The sequence below is a fragment of the Achromobacter sp. NPDC008082 genome, assembly GCF_042957345.1.
GTDB classification, from domain to species: domain Bacteria; phylum Pseudomonadota; class Gammaproteobacteria; order Burkholderiales; family Burkholderiaceae_B; genus Achromobacter; species Achromobacter kerstersii_A.
The window spans coordinates 38,276-56,983 of sequence record NZ_JBIBIB010000007.1 but is presented as its reverse complement, the minus strand read 5'-3'; the positions used below and the strand labels follow the sequence as shown (position 1 = coordinate 56,983).

The window sequence follows — 18,708 nt, the reverse complement described above, 5'->3', positions numbered from 1 at the left end:
AACAGGGCTCCCATTTTGGTTCCAGTGACCAACTTAGTCAACAGTCACTATCCAAATTTCTTACGGCGACAGGCTACGAAGAATCAGGCTGGACAGTTGCGCAGGCGCTTCGTCGGTGTAGTCAAAGCTGTGCTGCAAGATCAGCGGATTCAGGTACGGCCGCATGACCAGGAAGATCGCCGTCGACGTTTCGTCCAGCGGGGTTTTGCGCTCGAAATCGCCTGACTGGCGCCCTTCCTGCAAGATGTCTTGAAGCAGCTTGCGGATGCGGTCTTCATAAGCAACCGCCGACTGCCAGTTCTCGGTGGCCGCAGACGCTGCAATCTCGTAGAGCTTGCGATCCCGGAAAAACAGCCGCAGGCTCGCCTCCACAACGGCTTTAAACATGCGGCGAAGCTTCTCGGGGGGCCGATCGGCCTCTTCCACTGCCGCCCTGACTTCTGCCTCGATTTCGCGCAAGCAGTTGGCGCAAATCATCTCGCCAATGGCTTGCTTGGAAACGAAGAACTTATAGATGTAGGCCTTGGAGATGCCAATGGCCTTGGCCAGATCGGATACGGTCGTTTTTTCATACCCGTACAGACTGAAGTGCTCAGTGGCCGCCGTCACGATCTGATCGCGCACATCGTGGTCTGCCGGGCCGCGGGCGGAAACCGGATAAGAGGTGGTCTTGTTCATGGGATGAAGCTTACCTCCCAGCGAAAAAGTCGACAACGAGTGACTATTTAGTATTATAGTCACCTCTCTTTTGTTCCTTCTGACTCAGAAGACGTCCATGCTTCCTACTCGTTCACTTGCCATTCTGACCACCGCCATCACCTTGGCGGGTTGTGCTGTCGGCCCCGACTACGTTCGGCCAGAAACGCCCCTGCCCGCCGCGTACCTCGGCCAGCCTGCGGTAGACCAGCGGCATGCCGAAGCCATGGCTGACGCTGCTACGTGGTGGACAGCGTTCGATGACCCCCAACTGACGCAATATGTAGAGCTGGCGCTGGATCAGAACCTGGATTTGGCGCAAGCGGCGGCACGCGTCAGACAGGCGCGCGCCGGGCTCGGTGCGGCCAACGCCGCCCTTTTGCCCTCTGGCGGCGTCAGTGGCCAGGCTGCCAGAAGCTATCAATCTGTCGAGACGCCCCTCGGGCAAGTATTGAACTCGACGCCGGATTTCGACCGCTACGGCAACGCCTACGAGGCGAATCTGAGTGCAAGCTGGGAGATCGATGTATTCGGCGGCCTGCGCCGTGGACAAGAAGCGGCGCTGGCTGAATACCAGGCCTCGGAAGCCGCCGCCACCGCAACGCGGTTGGCCGTCGCCGCGCAGACCGCTGACATTTACATCAGCATCCGCGGCCTTCAAACCCGCATTGATGTCGCCCGCAGCCAGGTACAAACGCAGGAGAAATTGCTTTCAACGATCAAGCTGCTTTACGGCAAGGGCTTGGCGGCGGAGCTTCAAGTTCAGCAAGCCGAGGGCGCGCTGGCTCAAGTGCAGGCATCGCTGCCCGTGCTTGAAGACGGGTTGAACGCGGCCATGAACGCGCTGGACGTGATTCTTGGCGCCGTACCTGGCACCCATCGCACGGAGTTGGCTTCCGGCCTAGGCATTCCCATTCCGCCGCAAATCGGCGCCATGGGTTCGCCCGGAGATTTGCTCAGACGCCGGCCCGACCTGATCGCCGCGGAACGCAGGCTGGCAGCGTCGAATGCCCGTATCGGCATCGCCATTGCCGAGTACTACCCCAAGTTTTCGCTCAGTGGATTGATCGGCAGCGCGACGTCTCTTTCGGGCGGCAACGTGTTCAGCAGCGGCGCCAGCCAATCTGCCGGCGTCATAGGCTTACGCTGGCGCCTGTTCGACTTCGGACGCATCAACGCGCAGATCGAATTGGCCAAGGGGCAAGAAGCGGAAATGCTGGCTGCCTACCGCGTCGCCGTCCTGCGCGCGACCGAAGACGTGGAAAACGCCTTGTCGGCGCTGGTCAAACGGGAGGATCAAGCCAGCGTGCTTGCCCGCGGGGTGGATTCCTTAGCGCGAGCACGCACGGCTTCATTTGCAGCGTACGAGAAAGGCGTGGTGAGCCTTATCGAAGTCCTTCAAGCCGACGAAAGTCTGCTTCGCGCCTCGGACACTCGCGTTCAGGCGCAGACAGGCGCGGCGCGCGCGGCAGTCGCTGCATTCAAGGCGCTGGGCGGTGGTTGGCAACCGACCGCCACTGGCGAAAGCGCTCAGGCGCTCAGGAAGCGCGTGACTTCGTCCCAATCGTTGGTCGACAAAGCGACGTCCTCGTAGTCGCCGGCTTCCTCGTCGTAGTGCGACACACAGAAGCGCTGGCTCCTGCCGGATTCGCGGTCGGCATAGTTGGCGTAGTCGATATACACCTTCAAACCGCGTTCCTTGTTCTCGAAAGAGGGAGCGGCATCGATGTAGCTCGACGTGTCGACATACCCTTCGGGCAGGGTCGGCAAAGTGGTTGTGTCGAAGTCGGGAAATTCGCGACGCAGTCGTTCAAGGTTCATTACGGAAGCATGTAGAGGCTGAAGACGCGACATTTTACGTTGCTCGGGGTCAGCCGCTACGGTGTCCCCCAAAATAGAGTTTGGGGGGTGCTCACCCATGTGCCGCCCGTCGTTGCGCCCCAGGATCTCGGCTGAAGCTGCGCGCTCGCCGAGCATTGCAACGCTTATAATTAATCGTTGTTATTCTCATTCGCATCTTACGATGCGCTTTCCGAAAGCGCGTTGTGGCGCATCCTCTCCACCGCTACACCTCCCCTGCCGTCCTTTCATGCCCTTGCATCCCTATCCGGCATTCGCTGCCGCCTTGGCGCTGGCCGCCCCCTTTGCCGTCGTTGCTCAGAACTCCGATTCCGCCGTGGAACTGCCCGCCGTGCGCGTCACTGGCGACGACGCAGGCCAGGAAAGCCTGTTCAACCCTATCGCGCCGCCCACGGTCAACAAGTCGTCGGTGCCCCTGGCCAAGACGCCGCAGTCGATCACCGTGGTGCCCCGGGCGGTCCTGGACGCGCAGCAGGCGCAGACGCTGGCCGACGCGCTGCATAACGTGCCCGGCGTCGTCAGCAATCAGTTTGGCCGACGCGGCTGGGACGACCTCATCATCCGCGGCCAGGTCGCTTCGGATTCCTTGTTCCTGGACGGGCTGCGCACGGCGGCAAGCAACCGCATCGCCGAACAACTGTTCGGCGTGGAGCAGGTAGAGGTGTTGAAGGGCCCCGCCTCGCTGCTTTATGGGCAGGTGCTGCCCGGCGGCCTGGTCGACATGGTCAGCAAGCGCCCGCGTGCCGAGAGTTTTGCGGAAGTGGCCACCACCGTGGGCAGCCACGATTTCCGGCAGGCGACGCTGGACATGGGTACGCCGCTGTCGGACAACGGCAAGGCGGCATTTCGCATCAATGCCCTGGCCATGAATTCGGATGACGAAACAGACCACGTGTGGTTCAAGAATCGGTTCATCGCCCCTTCGCTGTCTTTGGATCTGGGCGCGCGAACGGATTTCACCATCCTTACCAGCTACCAGGAACGCCGCTACATCCGCCAGCAGGGATTGCCGATCGCCGGGTCGGTCCAGTCAAACCCTAATGGCCAGATCCCCCGAGACCGCTTTACCGGCGAGCCCGGGCAGGACCCCTACCGCGGCTACCAAAGCCGCGTGGGCTATGCGCTGACGCATCGGTTCGACAATGGCTGGACGGTCAACCAGAACGCGCGATGGCAGTCGTTTACGCTCAATGGCCAGTTGGTCGCCAATGGCCTTTTGCGCGCGGACAATCGGACGCTGCGGCGCACCGCCAATGACCAGCACTGGGACGGCGACACGATCACGCTGGATACCAACGCACAGCGCGGATTTGAAACCGGCTTTGGCCGCCACGACATCACGGTTGGCGTGGATTACCTGCGCACGCGCGAGAACAGCCTGTCGTACAACTGCTCGGTGCAGGACCTGGACGTCTACCAGCCCGTATACGGCAGCGCCATCAACTGCCCAGCCAATCCGCGCACCGACAGCAGCAGCACCGTGCGCTCGATTGGCCTGTATGCCCGCGACCAGATCGCGCTGGGAGAGCGATGGAACGCAGTCTTCGGCCTGCGCCATGACAGCGCCACCACGTATTCAACGGAACACCGCACGCAGGCGCGCGAAGACAGCAGCGAGCGCGCCATCACGGGTTCAGGCGCATTGATGTACGAGGTCCTGCCCGGCGTGCGGCCTTATATCAGCTACGCCACGTCGTTCTATCCCAACAGCGGCACCAGCGTAGACGGCAGCACATTCAAACCGGAAAGCGGCAGGCAATGGGAAGCTGGCGTGAAGTTCGACCTTAACGACGGCGCCACCAGCATCACCGTGGCAGCGTTCGATCTGGAGCGCCGCAATGTACTCCAATCGGACCCGTTAAACGACGGCTACAGCATTGCGGTCGGCAAGCAACGCACGCGCGGCGCGGAATTGGGATGGGCAACGGACCTGACCGACGGCCTGAGCCTGATGGGGGGATACGCGTACCTATCGGCCGTCGTCGTTGACGATGGCGGCCAGCAGCCGTCCACCAACAATACCCGCCTCAACAGCGTTCCGCGTCACAGTTTCAACGTCACTGCGCGCTATCGGATGCACGGCGACCTGGCCGGCTGGGAACTGACCGGCGGGCTTCGCGGTGAAGGAAGCCGTTATACCTACGGCTATGACCTCCCCGGCTACGTCGTCGCCGACGCAGGCGTGGCATATAACGCACGCCGCTGGCGCGCAGCGCTAACCATGAACAACCTGTTCGACAAACCCTATTACGCAGGCGGCGTACGCAACGCCGTCGCGCTGGGCGATGGACGCATCACCCTGTTAACGCTGTCGTACCGGCACTGATCGCGGAGCGGCTGGGGGATGGGGCGGCAAAGCGCGTGGGCGGCTGCATTCCGTGTATGAACTGCTGCGGGCCGAGGGGGGGAAGTATGCAAGCTGGGGGTTTTAGCCGATATACATTCACTAGATGGCTGCGTCTTGCCAGGTCGCGACGCGACGTCTATTCCCGCCATGGACGTCTGCTTTTGGCCACGAACGGCCGGCCACCGCGAAGCCGCCGACGACACCTCCAGACTGTTCTCGGTCGTTGGTGCCTCTGGTTTAAACAGCAACAATCGGCACGGAAAACTCGTCTGAGCCTCTTGGCGAAACTCCGCCCGTCTGCTGTCTGGCAGTTTTTATCAGATTAGACGGCCTATTGCCGCTTGCAAGTGTGTGCTCGCAACTTGCTTATGACTCTTAGGCACCTCATCTAATTCGGCCTACGATTGAATGTTCAAGCAGGCTGATAGATATGAAAACGCTTGTGAATATGGTGGTGATTCGCAAAGCAATCGTGCAGGTGACTATTTTGCGCTACGGGCGAGCGATAGTGAATTCCACGCTCGCCCCACATAAGCCACACAAGCGTCTTGCCAGACTGCGTCAGGTAGTTGTCGAGAAGGTCACGGCGAAGGTAGCTGAACCAGCCGCTGATCTGCGAGCCGTCCTCTCCGACCTCGCGATATAGGGACGCCGCGCCTGAAGCATCATGCAAGTCCCATTTGTTCGCGCGGTACCGGAGATTCAGCGCTTCGCAGATCTGCTTTGAAGGCAGGACCGTACCACTGTTTTGGTTCACCACGCTGTGGTAGCTCTCCCAGCTGTACCTCTGCACAGGGATATCGACTGGGATGCCACCGTCTGACCAACGATCGGTAGACACCTTCTTCTCGTAGCCGTCCTCCTCTTGCTCACTAGCGGCAGGTAGACCAGGCACTGAGGAAAAGGGCATTTCACCCGCGTAGGTGTAGTACCGCTCTGGCGCGTTAGGGATGGCGTAATTACCGGGGTATTCTAGGCCAGAGAAAAGCCTGCACAGGCGATCAGCTTCTCCGCTCTCGACAAGCACACCTCGGAGAAAAGTAAAGACTTGGCGATCATCAACTGCTGTCTGTTCGAGGAATCCATCAAGTAAAACCCACGGCCCGCTCAAGCCATCAACCTCAGTAATCTCGAGGATACTCCGGTAGTCTGGTTGCGGCCCTCTCACGATCCAGTTACTAATCTCGGTAGGTTGACCGCTGAACAAGTCAGGAAGGGGCAGCTTAACTACCAGGGCCTCAAGCGGAAACGTCGGGTCGATATCTGCATCTGACGGCCGCGCTCCGCGCCGCTCGTCAAGTAGGCCCTCCGCTTGTCGGACGCCCCACATTTCGAAGTAGGCGATCCAGCCATACTTCTTCCCGTAGCGATCGACCTTGTGCTTGTCACCGCCCATGCGAGGACCGGAGTTCATCTGGCGATCCACGGTTTCGAACTGTTGAGGGTCATAGCCGAGCACCAGCATCCGCGAAACTATTGCCGACTTTACTTGTTGGTACTCCGGGTTGCTATCGTCGTAATTCGACCGACCGGGGATCAGCGTTCCAATCGTGTAGTTTCCGAAATCCATTCGAATCGCCTCACGCTTCGCCCGTTCAATTACATCCGCACCGAAATGCGGCATGTTCGAAAACGGGTCGGGAAGATGACTGAAGGGCGTAAGGAGATGGACTCCCTCGTCCTCTGACAAGCACGTCGGATCAATTATCTGTGCAATGGCGATAGTCCCGAGACAGTACTGTCGATATAGAGCGTGCCAAGTGGGATAGGTCGCGCCAGGCGAGAACATCGCTTGATAGATCTCGCGCGCAACTCTAGGCAGGGCCTCGCGCATCTCCACGGCGTTGATATCGGACCAGGTGGTCAGCGCCGCCCCATAGGCCGCGGCGAACATCCGCTCGGGTACATAGGGGTCCGAAATGGCGACGGCATCGATTGCTAGGTCGAAAAATTCTGCTGATCGCTTGACGGCGAAGTCGTACAAGGTCTTCGTGGCCAAGTCACGCAGGCTTCTCGAGGTGGAGGTGAGCGTCCACATGACCCAGCGAGCCCGCCGAATCTCCCGCTCGTCCAACGTTCCTGATGTCCATCTGACCGACAGGAACTTGAAATCGCCTTCTGCCTCCTTTGAGTTCTCGCGAATCCACTCTGTCCAGAAAAGGTCACGCTGCGTGTTAGACATCGCCAGCAGCACGCCGTGAAGAAAGTCCATGTCAAACGGATGCGCTCGCGCCGCCCTCGTACTCCGGAGTCTCTTGAAGGCGAGCTGTGCAAACCGCTTCGACTCCTGCATTGCGCGCGCGAACCGCTCCACCGTTTCCCGGCCGATCTGCCCTGGATCGGATTGCACCGTCAATAGAAGAGCGTTCATGACGAGGATCTCGTCCGACAGGTCTTGCCAGAGCTGGCGCCTGTCCAGCCGGTGGGGGTACAGACCTACCAAAGCCTGGAACACGTCATAGGCGAAGGTGTGCGATCCAGCCTGAGTGAATCTGAACTGAGCACTTCCCTCGTCGCCTTGCAACCATTGCGCCAGCGACGGTCGGGAAAGCAGGTGGCACGCCATCATGTGGCCCGCCATCAAGTCGTACGAGAATGCGATGCCCTGGCTTCCTTCCCCGAAAGTCGTCCGGACGAGGACGCCTTCGGACTCCAGCGCGCGCACGACGCTGGCGTCCCAACTGCCCACGTCTCCAACAGCAGTCCGCACAGCTTGAAACTCAACGCTTCTCGCATTGCCCTCCCAGAGCAGACGCGCGATAGTCAGCAGCGCCTCTTGCACTTCCTGCTGATAGATTCGATGCGCCGTCGAAGATAGTTCGGCGATTCGCGCGGCAACCTTCTTGAAGTGCTCTTCGAAAAGGCTTGCGAGCGAGGTAGGCAGCGCCTCAACTCCAACAATATGACGGCGATGGGTATTCGCCACCTCGCAAAATATCCTCAGCGTCAACGGATGCTGCAGAAACTCGATAGGCAGGTCCGCGTCGGTGGCGTCGATCTTGTAGTAGCTGAAGTACTTGTCGATGGCCGTTTGCGGATCCTCCTGGAACCCGTTGTGCTCGATCCTCGGGAAATCCTCGGGCAGGCACATTGGTGCGAACTCATTGCGCAGCGTCACAACCAGCAAGACGTAGGGGAACTGCTTCAGCAGCTCATCCGCCCGAGCGAGCTCATCTGCCCAGTTTCTCGGGTCTTCCGCTTCATTCAGGCCGTCAATGACGATTGGGATGCGCTTACCTGCTCGCTGGCCCGCAGCGTCTACGGCTTCAACCAGCTGGTCGAAGCTCTCGGCAGACCTGCCGGAGATCTTGAAGGCACACACGAGATCGTCAAGCGTCTGCCCTGTATGAAGATTCTTCCCCAGCAGCAAGACACCACCGGGGAAGTCGCCATCGGCCTGTGTCACCTTGACGGCCAGCTCGGACTTTCCTTCGCCGGCAGCCGCAAGCACGGCGACAGCTCGCACGCTGGTTGACCGCTCCAGTCCGAGCAACGTGTTGGAAACTGCATGGAGGTCGGCGACCAGATTCGCCGCCAACGGAGCCCCCTCGGAACGCGCGCCACGTAGCTTCGAGAGCAGCTTGTTATAGCGGACTGGCTGCGGCGGATTCGAAGCCAGAGACTGAGCTACGGTGTCGAAGTCCCCCTTTTCGAGCGCCGCATGCAAGCCATCAAGCAGGTCAGCCAAACCAGTGGCCCTGGCCAAGAACGCTTCGACTTCAACCTTGACGTCTGTCTTGACGTTTTCCGTCAGAGGCGAAATTTCCGCGCAAGTTCTCCTTACGGCACTTGAGAGCTCTTTCAGTGATTCCCACGCGCTCAGGCGGCCCAGACGCTTGAATATCTTCGTCTCGGCCCCAACGGGAACATGGACGTCTGACTGGTATCGACGCTTGAACGGAGCCGCGGCAAGCCTGTACTGTTCAGCGAGTTGCTCAGGCGTCAGAACAAGCTCGCCGAAGTAGGTTTCACGAAGTAGCGCTGCCGGACCGACCAGAAGGTCCTCGATGTCGGCTGCGGTCAGCAAGTCCAACTTGAAATCGGCGAAGCGGTTCTGTTCCAGAGCAAAGAACCACCGCTGATCGTCCGCCGTCAACGTGTGTCGCGTCCAGAGCTTCCAGTCGGTCACACCGTCAACATGGCTTTGCGTTTTCTCCATCCCCTCGATGATAGTTTTTCGACGCGTGGCTCCCAGGCCTTCTCCGTTTTCCAGGTCGTACCACTTGCATTGCCAACCTATCCAGCGTGGCGGCGCTCCAAGATCGCAAGGCTCTGTCAGTTCGAGGTGGAACTCCACCCCAGGCTGGTTCGCTCGCTGTTTGAAGCGACCAAAGCGACCATAGTGACGGCGCACCAGAGCGCGGCAAAGCTTCTCGAAGTTCTCGGTCGCAGCACCAGGCAACCTGCGGAATACGTCCCAATTGGCTTGAGGCATCGGCGTGTTCTCCGTCAGCTCGCGTTGGCAGAATCGGCCGGGTAATCATGCGCCGAGAAGACTTCGACCTTCGCCCCGGCTTCTATGAACAGCTTTACGAACGCGGATACGTCAGCTTCGTCTGTCTTGACGATGATCTGATCGTCTTCACGCTCAAGTCGATGGTCCGATACCAACTGGCCGAGCTCAGCAGGTCCCAAGGTGTGTAATCTCAGGCTTCCCAACAACGAGAGCATGTCCTCCGAAAATCTCAGATCTTCCGGGTCGGGGTCGAAGACAAGGGAGTGGCTCTCATCTTTTAAAGCCTGCTCACTCAGCTTCTGAATGTCGTTCTCGACTTTCTCTGCGTCCTGCGCCTTCTTGAACTTCCCGATGAGAACCAAGTTCATCGAGTGCTCGGATCCGTATCCGTTCCAGATCTTCATGGTTGCATCTCCCGTTTGATATCGAAGGAAGTTTTAAGTCGCTGGAGTGCCGAGATGACGTTTTCGGCTCCAATCTTTGTACCGACCGTCGAGTAAGAACTTGCGCGCAGCATCCCGGACGCGTCGATGTGTGCGTAGGCCTGAAGGCCTCGCTCATCGGGAAGCGGGTCGCATGTCGGAAGCCCCGATGCACCCGCTTCACTGACCGCCAGACGAACAGTACCTCTGTATTTTGAGACCCAGTCTTGGAGCGCTAAATTGGCTGCCCCGTCTATGCCTGTGACCACGCTGGTTTGTTGCTGAGGCAGCAGCAGCAATTCGTAGGCCCCAAAGGTCTGCGCGAGCTCGGCTACCGCGTCGAGTTCTGCGACTGTTCGCTCGTTGACTACCACGTTTATCCCAAAGGGCGACAGCGTCGCGATCGACTCCATGGCTCTGAGCAGGCTGGCAAACGGCTTCCCGCGCTGTTCTTCATAGGTGCGATCTACGCCGTCAACGCTGATACGTACGAAATGGACTGAGCCTCTGAGCCGCCCGACCATCTGGGGTGTGAAACGATGGCCATGCGTCGTGAAGGTGACTGCTAGCTGAGTCTCTTGTGCCGCTCGTCTGCATATATCGACGAAGTCGGGGTGCAGCGTCGGCTCGCCGCCGCCAAAACCGACGCCGAGGCATCCTTCAGTGTCCAGCTCCTTCAACCAGCCGAGCACCTGCTCTGTACTCAGCGACGCCTTGAACTTCGGCGCGTAGCAGTACGCGCAATGAAGGTCACAGACATTTGTAAGTGCGATGGATACCTGGCGTGGCGCTATTGACCAAACTGCCTCTTCCGCGAGCAATTCGTCTAGCAGGACATTCAGACCTGATATTCGATCGAAGAGATGCACCCCGTTTGGTCCGATTCTGGATTTCATACATTATTTTCACACAACGCAGTTAGCTTCTGAATCGGTCTTATAGCGCGAAGTCCCTCTCTTGGCGACCTTCGATACACTCATCTGGAAAGTACCCAACTACCGGTTTTCACCTGCAGCCCATGTTCTGTCGACTCAATGGTACGGCCTTCAATTGAGCAGTGGCCTGTCGCCCCCCCCCTTTTGACTTGCCGAGGCAATCAGAAGCGCCGAGCCGTGTTCGCGGAAGCGCGATATCTCGATTCTGCTTTCATTGCGACAGCGGCCGTTGCATCGGAATCACCGAAGGGCTGTTATCGCCGCACAGCGGACATCGAGCAACGAGGCGTCAACGGCAGCAATGGGTCGATACCTGTCGCTGACAGTAGACCGTTCCCTGCCAGAATCACACATCCCCTGATATCGCCCCGGAGGCTCAACGATCGAAAGCGAAAAGGTTTTATACGAGTCATCCGTGGTGCTATCGGCTGCGCAGGTCTGGCGAGGAAAAAAGGCTGCCAACACGTGGCGAAATCTCGGCCGCGGTGAAAAAGTTATACAAAGAAAACTTGCCGGGCATGGCCGAACGCGACGACGAATAGCGTGGTGCTGGCTCGCTACCATATGGCTACGACGAAAGGCCCATGTATGTTCTTGAAATTACACGTCAAGGGGCTGCACGCTTGGAAGCGTGGGCCGACCAGGATTTCAAGCCGGAATGGTGCCCAATGAGTAAAGCCACTGCACTTCCCCAGGCGAACGCAGTCTTGCTATGGAAGCCCCTCGCTGCGGCAGAAATCGAGGCGGTCCGGTCTCTATTCCAGTCGGCTTAACCACTGGTGTGGGGCGTAGACATTTCGAACACCCGCGCCGATGGTTTGGAATCGTCGGCCGGTTAGGCCTTGGGGCGCCGACGCCTTGCCGGCGCCGGCATGCTTACCAGCGGATCGTATAGGGCCTGTCTCCCAGCCCCCACACGCCGTTTTTCCGTTCCAGCATGATGTGCCGGGTTTGCCACTCGTCCGGCTCGGACTTTGAGGGAAAGCCGGTGATATGGGGATAAAAGACGGGGTCCGCCGCCCAATCCGCGGTGGCGCGATCTAGCCGCCATTCGAACTTCACCGCCGAAAACCGCATTGGGGTTGTCGTCGAACGGATTCTTGCCCGGCTTGGAGTAGTCGAGAATCTTGCCGACCTGGAGGCCAGGGGCGCAGAACTTCGCGGTATAGAGCAGTTTGGAACCGATGCGGGCCTCGCCGTCTGTGTAGTACGCGCGGCCTTTTTCGGTCAGCTCCATGTGGCTCGTGGCGTCTTCGGGATTCTCATCCGGCTTGGGAGGTGAACCGTCGCCGTTCGCGCTGACGCGCTTGACCGTGATGAGCTGGTGTTTGATCAGCCCTTGCACGATTTTGTCCTGCTGTTGCAGGAAGTCGGTGTAGACATCGGTCGGCAAGGGCCGCACACCCACCACGTCGACGCAGGCGCTGTCTGGCGCATTGGTAGGCGGCGGCGATGGCCAGACCCAAGGCCCAGGCCTTGCGCGGAATCCGGCGGCGTTTGGTTGTGCGCTGCTTCTGATTCATTCCCTTCCTTGGGGCTCGTGGTCTCGCGATAGTAACGCGAGGCCGAAGGGGCTTGCCCAGCGCCGGCGGCGGATGCCCCGCCGCCCTAGGACGGTTCCGCGATACTCACGGCCCTAAGAGAAAGCCGTCGCCAGGCAGGCCGCGCATCTCACAGCCGCGCCAAAATATCCGCCCGGCAGACATCCAGAATTTCGTCGGCCAACGGCGAATCATCGGGGCAAGACCTCGACAACACCACCGCGCCAATGGCCTGTGCCATCAGGGCGATCCTGCGCGCGCGTGCGTTGTCGCCCGACCCTTCGGTTAATTCCCCCGCTGAGCGAGCCGGGGCCGCAAGTTGACGCTCAATGCCAGCCGCAAAAGCGGCCTTGACCGGTTCCGACTGACGCGCGGCATCCGCGCACAGGGCGGCCATGGTGCAGCCATCGCCCGGCTTGTCGCGATGGTCTCGGGAGAGGTAGTACCGCACGAATTCCGCCGGATCGCCGCCCGTCGTGGCGTCTGCGGATCGCGCGAGGCCGCAGCTTGCCGCCTCCGCCATGAGATCGGCCTTAGAACCAAAGTGTTTGTAGAAGCCGCCGTGGGTGAAGCCGGCGGCCGCCATCAGATCTGCCACGCCCACGCCGTCGTAACCCCGTTCCCTGAACAGGGTGGACGCAGTTTCCACGATGTGCGCCCGATTTGCTTGCGCCTGTGCCTTGGTGACCTTCATAGCCCGATGTCTCTAAGTGTCCTGTCGACGGATAGGCGGCACTATACCACTCATAGATGATGACCATCATCAAACCATTGACATTAAAGATGATGACCATCATCATTGACCCCGCTTCGACAGAAAACGAGCCTTGGGACTCGCACTGCCCAGGGCTCAACCCAGATCAACTCTTGGACTCTCCATGACCGACACCACACTTTTTCAGCCCTACACGCTGGGTTCGATGACCCTCGCTAACCGCATCGTGATGGCGCCGCTGACGCGCAACCGTGCGGGCGCGGGCTTGGTGCCCAGCGCGCTGGCCGCCACCTATTACGCGCAACGCGCCTCGGCCGGCCTGATCATCAGCGAGGCCACCCAGGTCTCGGCGCAGGCCCAGGGCTATCAGGACACCCCGGGCCTGTACACCCAGGAACAGATTGAGGGCTGGCGCGAAGTCACCGACGCCGTCCACGCCCGAGGCGGACGCATCTTTGCGCAGTTGTGGCACGTCGGCCGGATCTCCCACGTCGATCTACACGGCGGGGCCGCCCCCGTTGCGCCGTCGGCCATCCGCGCCCAGGCCAAGACCTTCGTCAACAACGGCTTTGCCGACGTTTCCGAGCCGCGTGCGCTATCCGCCGCTGAACTGCCGGGCATCGTCGACGATTTCCGCAAGGCCGCGGCCAACGCAATCGCGGCGGGATTCGACGGCGTGGAAATCCACGGCGCCAACGGCTATCTGCTGGAACAGTTCATCAAGGACGGCGCCAACCAGCGCACCGACGAGTACGGCGGCTCCATCGAGAACCGCGCACGCCTGTTGTTGGAAGTCACTGCCGCAGTGGTCAAGCAAATCGGCGCCGACCGCACCGGCGTGCGCATCTCGCCGGTATCGTCGGCTGGCGCAATTTCCTGCACCGATCCGCAGCCGCAGTACGACTACATCGTCGAACAGCTCGATGCGCTTGGCATCGTCTACTTGCACGTGGTGGAAGGGGCCACGGGTGGCCCGCGCGACGTGGCGCCGTTCGACTTCGGCAGCTTGCGCCGTCGCTTCTCACGCACCTATCTGGCCAACAACGGCTACGACCTGCAATTGGCCAACGCCCACCTGATCGAACACAAAGCAGACCTGTTTGCCTTTGGCCGTGCGTTCATCAGCAATCCCGATCTGGTCGAACGCTTGAAAACCGGGGCGCCGCTTGCCCCGTTGAACCCGGCCACGTTGTATGGCGGCAACGCGCAAGGCTACATCGACTATCCCGCCCTGGCAGACGCTCACGCGCAATAAAGCTGCTGACAAGGCCGCCGCGCACGCGGCCCATCTGGCCAGCCACCTCTGCCCTCCTCTTTTGCCCATCACACTCCAGAGAAACACACCATGACCATTCATCCAACCGTCCTCGTCACTGGCGCTTCCAGTGGCATCGGCGCCACCTATGCCGACCGCTTTGCGCGGCGCGGCCATGATCTTGTGCTGGTCGCACGCGACCACGCACGCTTGCAAGCACTCGCCACGCGCTTGCGCCAGGAATTCGGGATCGCCGTTGAGGTGCTGCCCGCAGATCTCACGCAGCGCGAGGAATTGGCTGCCGTCGAAGCGCGGCTGCGCGACGACGCGCGCATTGGCATTCTGATTAACAACGCAGGCATCGCCCAGTCAGGGGGTTTCGTCGACCAATCGGCCGACAGCATCGAACGGCTGGTGACCTTGAACACGACGGTGCTGACGCGCTTGGCCGCCGCCGCCGCTCCTCGGCTGGTCGAGGTGGGCGAAGGCGCGATCGTGAATATCGGCTCGGTGGTCGGCCTGTCACCGGAATTCGGCATGTCGGTCTACGGCGCGACCAAGGCATTCGCGCTGTTCCTGTCCCAGGGACTCAGCCTGGAACTCTCGCCCAAGGGTGTCTACGTGCAAGCAGTGCTGCCTGCGGCTACGCGCACTGAGATTTGGGAGCGTGCGGGTATCGACATCAACACGCTGCCCGAAGTGATGGACGTGGGCGAACTTGTCGATGCGGCATTGGTGGGTTTCGATCGCCGCGAGACCGTCACGATTCCTCCACTGCACGTGGCTGCGCGCTGGGACACGCTGGAAGCGTCTCGACTAGCCTTGCTTGGCGACATTCGGCAAGCACAGGCCGCTGAACGCTATCGCACCATCACCTGAGCCGGAAAACCCGGCAAGCCGTTCCCGTCGACCGGCTTGCCCTCTCCTTTCAAGACACAACACCATGAAAGCCTTCCTCATCGACCGCTACGGCAAGCAAGAATCCGGCCGCATCGGCAACATGCCGGAGCCGGACCTGCGGGACGATGATGTCTTGATTCAGGTCCGCGCGGCAAGCATCAATCCATTGGACTCCAAGATCAAAAGTGGCGAGTTCAAGCTGATCTTGCCCTATCGATTCCCGCTGATTCTAGGCAACGACGTGTCCGGTACGGTTGTGCGCGTCGGTACCCGCGTAAGTCAGTTCAAGCCGGGCGATGACGTCTACGCACGCCCCGACGATGATCGCATCGGCACCTTTGCCGAGTTCATTGCCATCAAAGCATCGTCCGTGGCGCTCAAACCGACAAATATCAGCATGGTCGAAGCCGCTTCCCTCCCCCTGGTGGCGCTGACCGCTTGGCAGGTGCTGGTGGAAACCGCCAAGCTGAAAAAAGGACAGAAAGTACTGATCCACGCCGGCTCGGGCGGCGTCGGCACCATCGCCATCCAACTGGCCAAACACCTGGGCGCCTTCGTTGCTACAACCACGAGCACCTCCAATATTTCGTTGGTGAAGGCCTTAGGGGCAGACGTGGTTATCGACTACAAACAGCAGGATTTCGCGGCGGTTCTGCGTGACTACGACGTGGTGCTCAGCAGCCTTGGCAGCGACGTGTTGCATAAATCCCTTCAGGTCCTAAAGCCAGGCGGGCATCTGATCTCCGTGTCCGGCCCCCCAACCCCAGCGTTCGCCGCGGCGCGCGGACTGGCATGGCCGCTCCGTCAAGTCCTGCGCCTCTTGAGCTACGGGATTCGCAGGAAGGCAAAGCAGAAGAACATCGAGTACTCCTTTGTGTACATGCGCGCCGACGGCGCACAGTTGCAGGCGATCACCGCCCTCGTCGAAGCTGGCGCGATTCGCCCCGTTGTCGATCAAGTGTTCGCGTTTGAAGACATCCTCCAGGCGTTGGCGTATTCAGACAGTGGACGCGCCAAGGGCAAGATCGTGGTGCAAATGCCATAGCGGCCACGTGTGGCCTGCGCAATGCCTGGCGCTAACGTTCAATCGCCTCTCTCGGCGCAGGGCGTGAGCGGAGCCACCACAAAATCTGAGCGATTGAGCGAGACAGTGCACAAGCCATGCCCGACCTTGCAACAGCCGGTGCCGCTATCGTGAAGGATTATTTCGTCAAGCAGACAACGGACGCGCGAACACCGGTGCTGTTGTCGAGCCAAGAGGACAGCACTTTGAGGGACCAAGGGATTGCCGCGCGCACCTTCCAAAGTCGCAGCTATCTGCCCGCTACCCGCCTCTCAATTGAACGAACCCTGTCGAATGTTGGCCTGACCGCCCTTATTTGGTAAAAGCACAGTGACCAAAACCTGAGAATCGATGGCTACCATGTCCGAACCCTATTCCGCCTTTCTCAAGCTCCAGATACCCCGCGAAAATCTTGCCAGATGGCTCGCTGCCCCGGCGCCGGCGGCATCAAGATGGTCGGACTGGCGTTCCATCGGCGGGCAGTGGTCTCTTTCCGAGGGCAAGGATCTGGCTGCCTCCAGCAATCAGGATCTGGGCAGGCTCATTTCGGAATGCGACGCCATGCTGGCTCGCCATCCGGACAACCGCGCGGCGCTGGGGGCCATCCTGAAATCCGCCGAGGCCGAGAACATCAAAGTTGCGGCCTACGATCGTACGGGAACGTGCTTCGTCGCAGGCTCGCTGACCTATTCCGAAAACCTCTACGACCTCATCGTTTTTTTTTCGATAGCGCGCGGAGCGGCCGATTTTTTCGAGGCGGATGGTCGCGGCCTTGCAGTGGTTCACGACTATCTCTGGGGCGAGGAAGACGAACGAGAAACGGTGGCTGCGCTGGAACTCGCCGGAAACGGCGGCTCCGTATTCCTGGCGTCCGAAGAACTCGGCCAAGCCGCTCGCGCATTCGAGGCCATGGTGGACGCGATGCTGGAAGGCAAAGAGGATTCGGAGTTCCACCCGCGCAATCAACTCGACCATCTTTGAGACCAGACCTGCGTCCAGCAGGGACAACAGAGTGCACACGACAGGGCCGCCAGGCGGGCCAAAGAGGGAAAACTTCCAATGCGACTACTAGCACTGGTCATCATGATGTCTGCCTGCGCGGTCTGCCAGGCGCAGGGAACCAGGACCTGGCACTTTACTGGTGCCGAACTGGCTGCGGCCCTTGAAGGCCGGATGCCCTCGGAGGTCCGCGATGCATCGCTTCGCCGCCAATTTGCTTCCTCCTATGCGCAGGCCTACATCGTCGGCATCGCCGACCAGACACAGGGCTCGGTCTGGTGCACCCCCACCGGCGTCCTTCCCCACGAATTGAAGGACAGGGTGTACAGCTACTTGTCCAAGCTGCCGACCAGCCGTCTCGCGGAAAATGCCGGCCCGCTGGTAAGCGAGGCACTCCATCAGTCTTTCGCTTGCCGGTAGGATCATCCCCCCAATACGCCCTCCCCGCCCCGGCGGCACTGAGAGGGAATGTCCGGGTGCGTTCTGTCGCACGGTAACTGTCGATGATTCCGAGCGGCGGCTAACAGCGGCGCACGCAAAAGTCCGGCGCGCCCGCGTCGCATTGCGATTGCGCCAAAGCCAGACCGAGCTCGCCCGTTCTGCCTTGCGGGCGGCTCTGCGGACCGACGGGTGCCTGCGATCTGGCGCCGGTCGCTCGCGACACCGCCTTGCCAGACGACGTGCGCCAGAAATTCGATGCGGTCAGCGCCGTGTGGAAGAATGGTCGCCAGAAGAGGCAATGTGCTTTCAATTTCGTGGCAAACTTTGATACTAAATACCTTTCATAGGAAGACATCGACATTGCCGCGCGCCCTTCCCTCTTTCTCGTCGCCTGCCTTACGTTGGGCATTGCCGACGCTGGTCCTTCTGGTCACCGCCGGGTGCGGGTCCAATGACGCCACCAGCCCCGCCAAGGCACCGCTGCGCAAGCTGAACCCTGCGCCGACACAGGCCTATGAGATACGACTGACACTTTCCAACGCGTCGGATCTCTCAGGAGCAGCCGACGGCAAATCGCCCTTCACGGTCGTCGAGGGCACGGTGCAGTTCGACGCCAGCAACGGCGCCCGCTGTGGAAAATCGAACGCCCTGTCCGGCCACGTGCCGACCTTGTCCAGCCACGAACCGTTCCGCCTTTCCCGTCTATCCGCTACCGACTACGTGGGCACCGTGTATGCCGACATGCTGCTCGATGAGGACTATTACGGACGCGAGGTATGCCATTGGGCGTTGACAGAGGCCCGCGTCACCTTGCGGGCGCGGGCGGACGTCGCTGATACGCGATTCGTCGCCGGGCTGCCCGCGAAAGACGTGCTCGCGGGCGGCACACAAACGCGCTATTTCTGGAAAGGGTATTACCCTCGCTTTGAGAACGGGCAGCATGCTGATTATGGACGCAACCAGTTGGATGCCGTTCCGGCCGATAAGCTTGACGAGTTTTTCACTGTGACGCTGACGGCCAGGAAGATCGCTGGCGACGTTCAACGCAAGTGAATGCATGACGGAGGGTGGCGATGTC

The 18,708-nt window shown here is 60.3% G+C and carries 16 protein-coding genes; 9 read left to right on the top strand and 7 right to left on the bottom strand.

What is annotated here, in order from left to right:
• Positions 1 to 60: 60 nt before the first annotated feature.
• Positions 61 to 678 carry a TetR/AcrR family transcriptional regulator gene (locus ACFZAI_RS26565; RefSeq protein WP_391570274.1) on the bottom strand — a complete coding sequence of 206 codons (618 nt, stop codon included), beginning with the start codon at positions 676 to 678 and terminating at the stop codon, positions 61 to 63.
• A 97-nt stretch (positions 679 to 775) separates the two neighbouring features.
• On the opposite strand from ACFZAI_RS26565, the gene ACFZAI_RS26560 reads away from it, so the two are divergent.
• A complete protein-coding gene (locus ACFZAI_RS26560) occupies positions 776 to 2,290 on the top strand; it encodes an efflux transporter outer membrane subunit (protein WP_391569781.1) in 1,515 nt (504 codons plus the stop codon).
• On the opposite strand, the gene ACFZAI_RS26555 is transcribed toward ACFZAI_RS26560, so the two are convergent.
• A complete protein-coding gene (locus ACFZAI_RS26555) occupies positions 2,227 to 2,517 on the bottom strand; it encodes a hypothetical protein (RefSeq protein WP_391569780.1) in 291 nt (96 codons plus the stop codon). The genes ACFZAI_RS26560 and ACFZAI_RS26555 overlap by 64 nt on opposite strands.
• 268 nt (positions 2,518 to 2,785) lie before the next feature.
• Here ACFZAI_RS26555 and ACFZAI_RS26550 point away from each other — a divergent pair, with 268 nt between their 5' ends.
• Positions 2,786 to 4,882, top strand: coding sequence for a TonB-dependent siderophore receptor (locus ACFZAI_RS26550; RefSeq protein ID WP_391569779.1), 2,097 nt, complete (start codon positions 2,786 to 2,788; stop codon positions 4,880 to 4,882).
• A gap of 433 nt (positions 4,883 to 5,315) precedes the next feature.
• Here ACFZAI_RS26550 and ACFZAI_RS26545 read toward each other — a convergent pair whose 3' ends face one another.
• The 5 genes from ACFZAI_RS26545 to ACFZAI_RS26525 form a co-directional block, all read right to left on the bottom strand.
• Positions 5,316 to 9,338, bottom strand: coding sequence for a hypothetical protein (locus tag ACFZAI_RS26545; protein ID WP_391569778.1), 4,023 nt, complete (start codon positions 9,336 to 9,338; stop codon positions 5,316 to 5,318).
• A gap of 14 nt (positions 9,339 to 9,352) precedes the next feature.
• Positions 9,353 to 9,763 carry a DUF6375 family protein gene (locus ACFZAI_RS26540; protein ID WP_391569777.1) on the bottom strand — a complete coding sequence of 137 codons (411 nt, stop codon included), beginning with the start codon at positions 9,761 to 9,763 and terminating at the stop codon, positions 9,353 to 9,355.
• Positions 9,760 to 10,677 carry a radical SAM protein gene (locus ACFZAI_RS26535; RefSeq protein WP_391569776.1) on the bottom strand — a complete coding sequence of 306 codons (918 nt, stop codon included), beginning with the start codon at positions 10,675 to 10,677 and terminating at the stop codon, positions 9,760 to 9,762. Before ACFZAI_RS26535 ends, ACFZAI_RS26540 begins: the two co-directional genes overlap by 4 nt.
• An 874-nt stretch (positions 10,678 to 11,551) precedes the next feature.
• Complete coding sequence (locus ACFZAI_RS26530) at positions 11,552 to 12,109, bottom strand: hypothetical protein (protein ID WP_391569774.1); 558 nt, start codon at positions 12,107 to 12,109, stop codon at positions 11,552 to 11,554.
• A 278-nt stretch (positions 12,110 to 12,387) separates the two neighbouring features.
• Positions 12,388 to 12,951: a TetR/AcrR family transcriptional regulator gene (locus ACFZAI_RS26525; RefSeq protein WP_391569773.1), complete on the bottom strand. Its 564-nt coding sequence runs from the start codon at positions 12,949 to 12,951 to the stop codon at positions 12,388 to 12,390.
• 184 nt (positions 12,952 to 13,135) lie between these two features.
• Here ACFZAI_RS26525 and ACFZAI_RS26520 point away from each other — a divergent pair, with 184 nt between their 5' ends.
• From ACFZAI_RS26520 to ACFZAI_RS26490, 7 genes are all read left to right on the top strand, one after another.
• A complete protein-coding gene (locus tag ACFZAI_RS26520; protein ID WP_391569772.1) occupies positions 13,136 to 14,227 on the top strand; it encodes an alkene reductase in 1,092 nt (363 codons plus the stop codon).
• A gap of 90 nt (positions 14,228 to 14,317) precedes the next feature.
• Positions 14,318 to 15,106 carry an SDR family NAD(P)-dependent oxidoreductase gene (locus tag ACFZAI_RS26515; protein ID WP_391569771.1) on the top strand — a complete coding sequence of 263 codons (789 nt, stop codon included), beginning with the start codon at positions 14,318 to 14,320 and terminating at the stop codon, positions 15,104 to 15,106.
• Positions 15,107 to 15,170: 64 nt separating this feature from the next.
• Positions 15,171 to 16,172 (top strand): NADP-dependent oxidoreductase, encoded by a 1,002-nt coding sequence (locus ACFZAI_RS26510; protein ID WP_391569770.1) that lies wholly within the window; start codon positions 15,171 to 15,173, stop codon positions 16,170 to 16,172.
• A 116-nt stretch (positions 16,173 to 16,288) separates the two neighbouring features.
• The gene (locus ACFZAI_RS26505) at positions 16,289 to 16,513 is read left to right on the top strand and encodes a hypothetical protein (RefSeq protein ID WP_391569769.1); all 225 of its coding nucleotides are present in this window, start codon (positions 16,289 to 16,291) and stop codon (positions 16,511 to 16,513) included.
• Positions 16,514 to 16,541: 28 nt separating this feature from the next.
• Entirely contained in the window at positions 16,542 to 17,171 is a 630-nt protein-coding gene (locus ACFZAI_RS26500; protein ID WP_391569768.1) for a hypothetical protein, read from the top strand.
• Positions 17,172 to 17,249: 78 nt separating this feature from the next.
• A complete protein-coding gene (locus ACFZAI_RS26495; RefSeq protein WP_391569767.1) occupies positions 17,250 to 17,609 on the top strand; it encodes a Rap1a/Tai family immunity protein in 360 nt (119 codons plus the stop codon).
• A gap of 429 nt (positions 17,610 to 18,038) precedes the next feature.
• Positions 18,039 to 18,683 carry a hypothetical protein gene (locus ACFZAI_RS26490; RefSeq protein WP_391569766.1) on the top strand — a complete coding sequence of 215 codons (645 nt, stop codon included), beginning with the start codon at positions 18,039 to 18,041 and terminating at the stop codon, positions 18,681 to 18,683.
• The last annotated feature ends 25 nt before the right edge of the window (positions 18,684 to 18,708 follow it).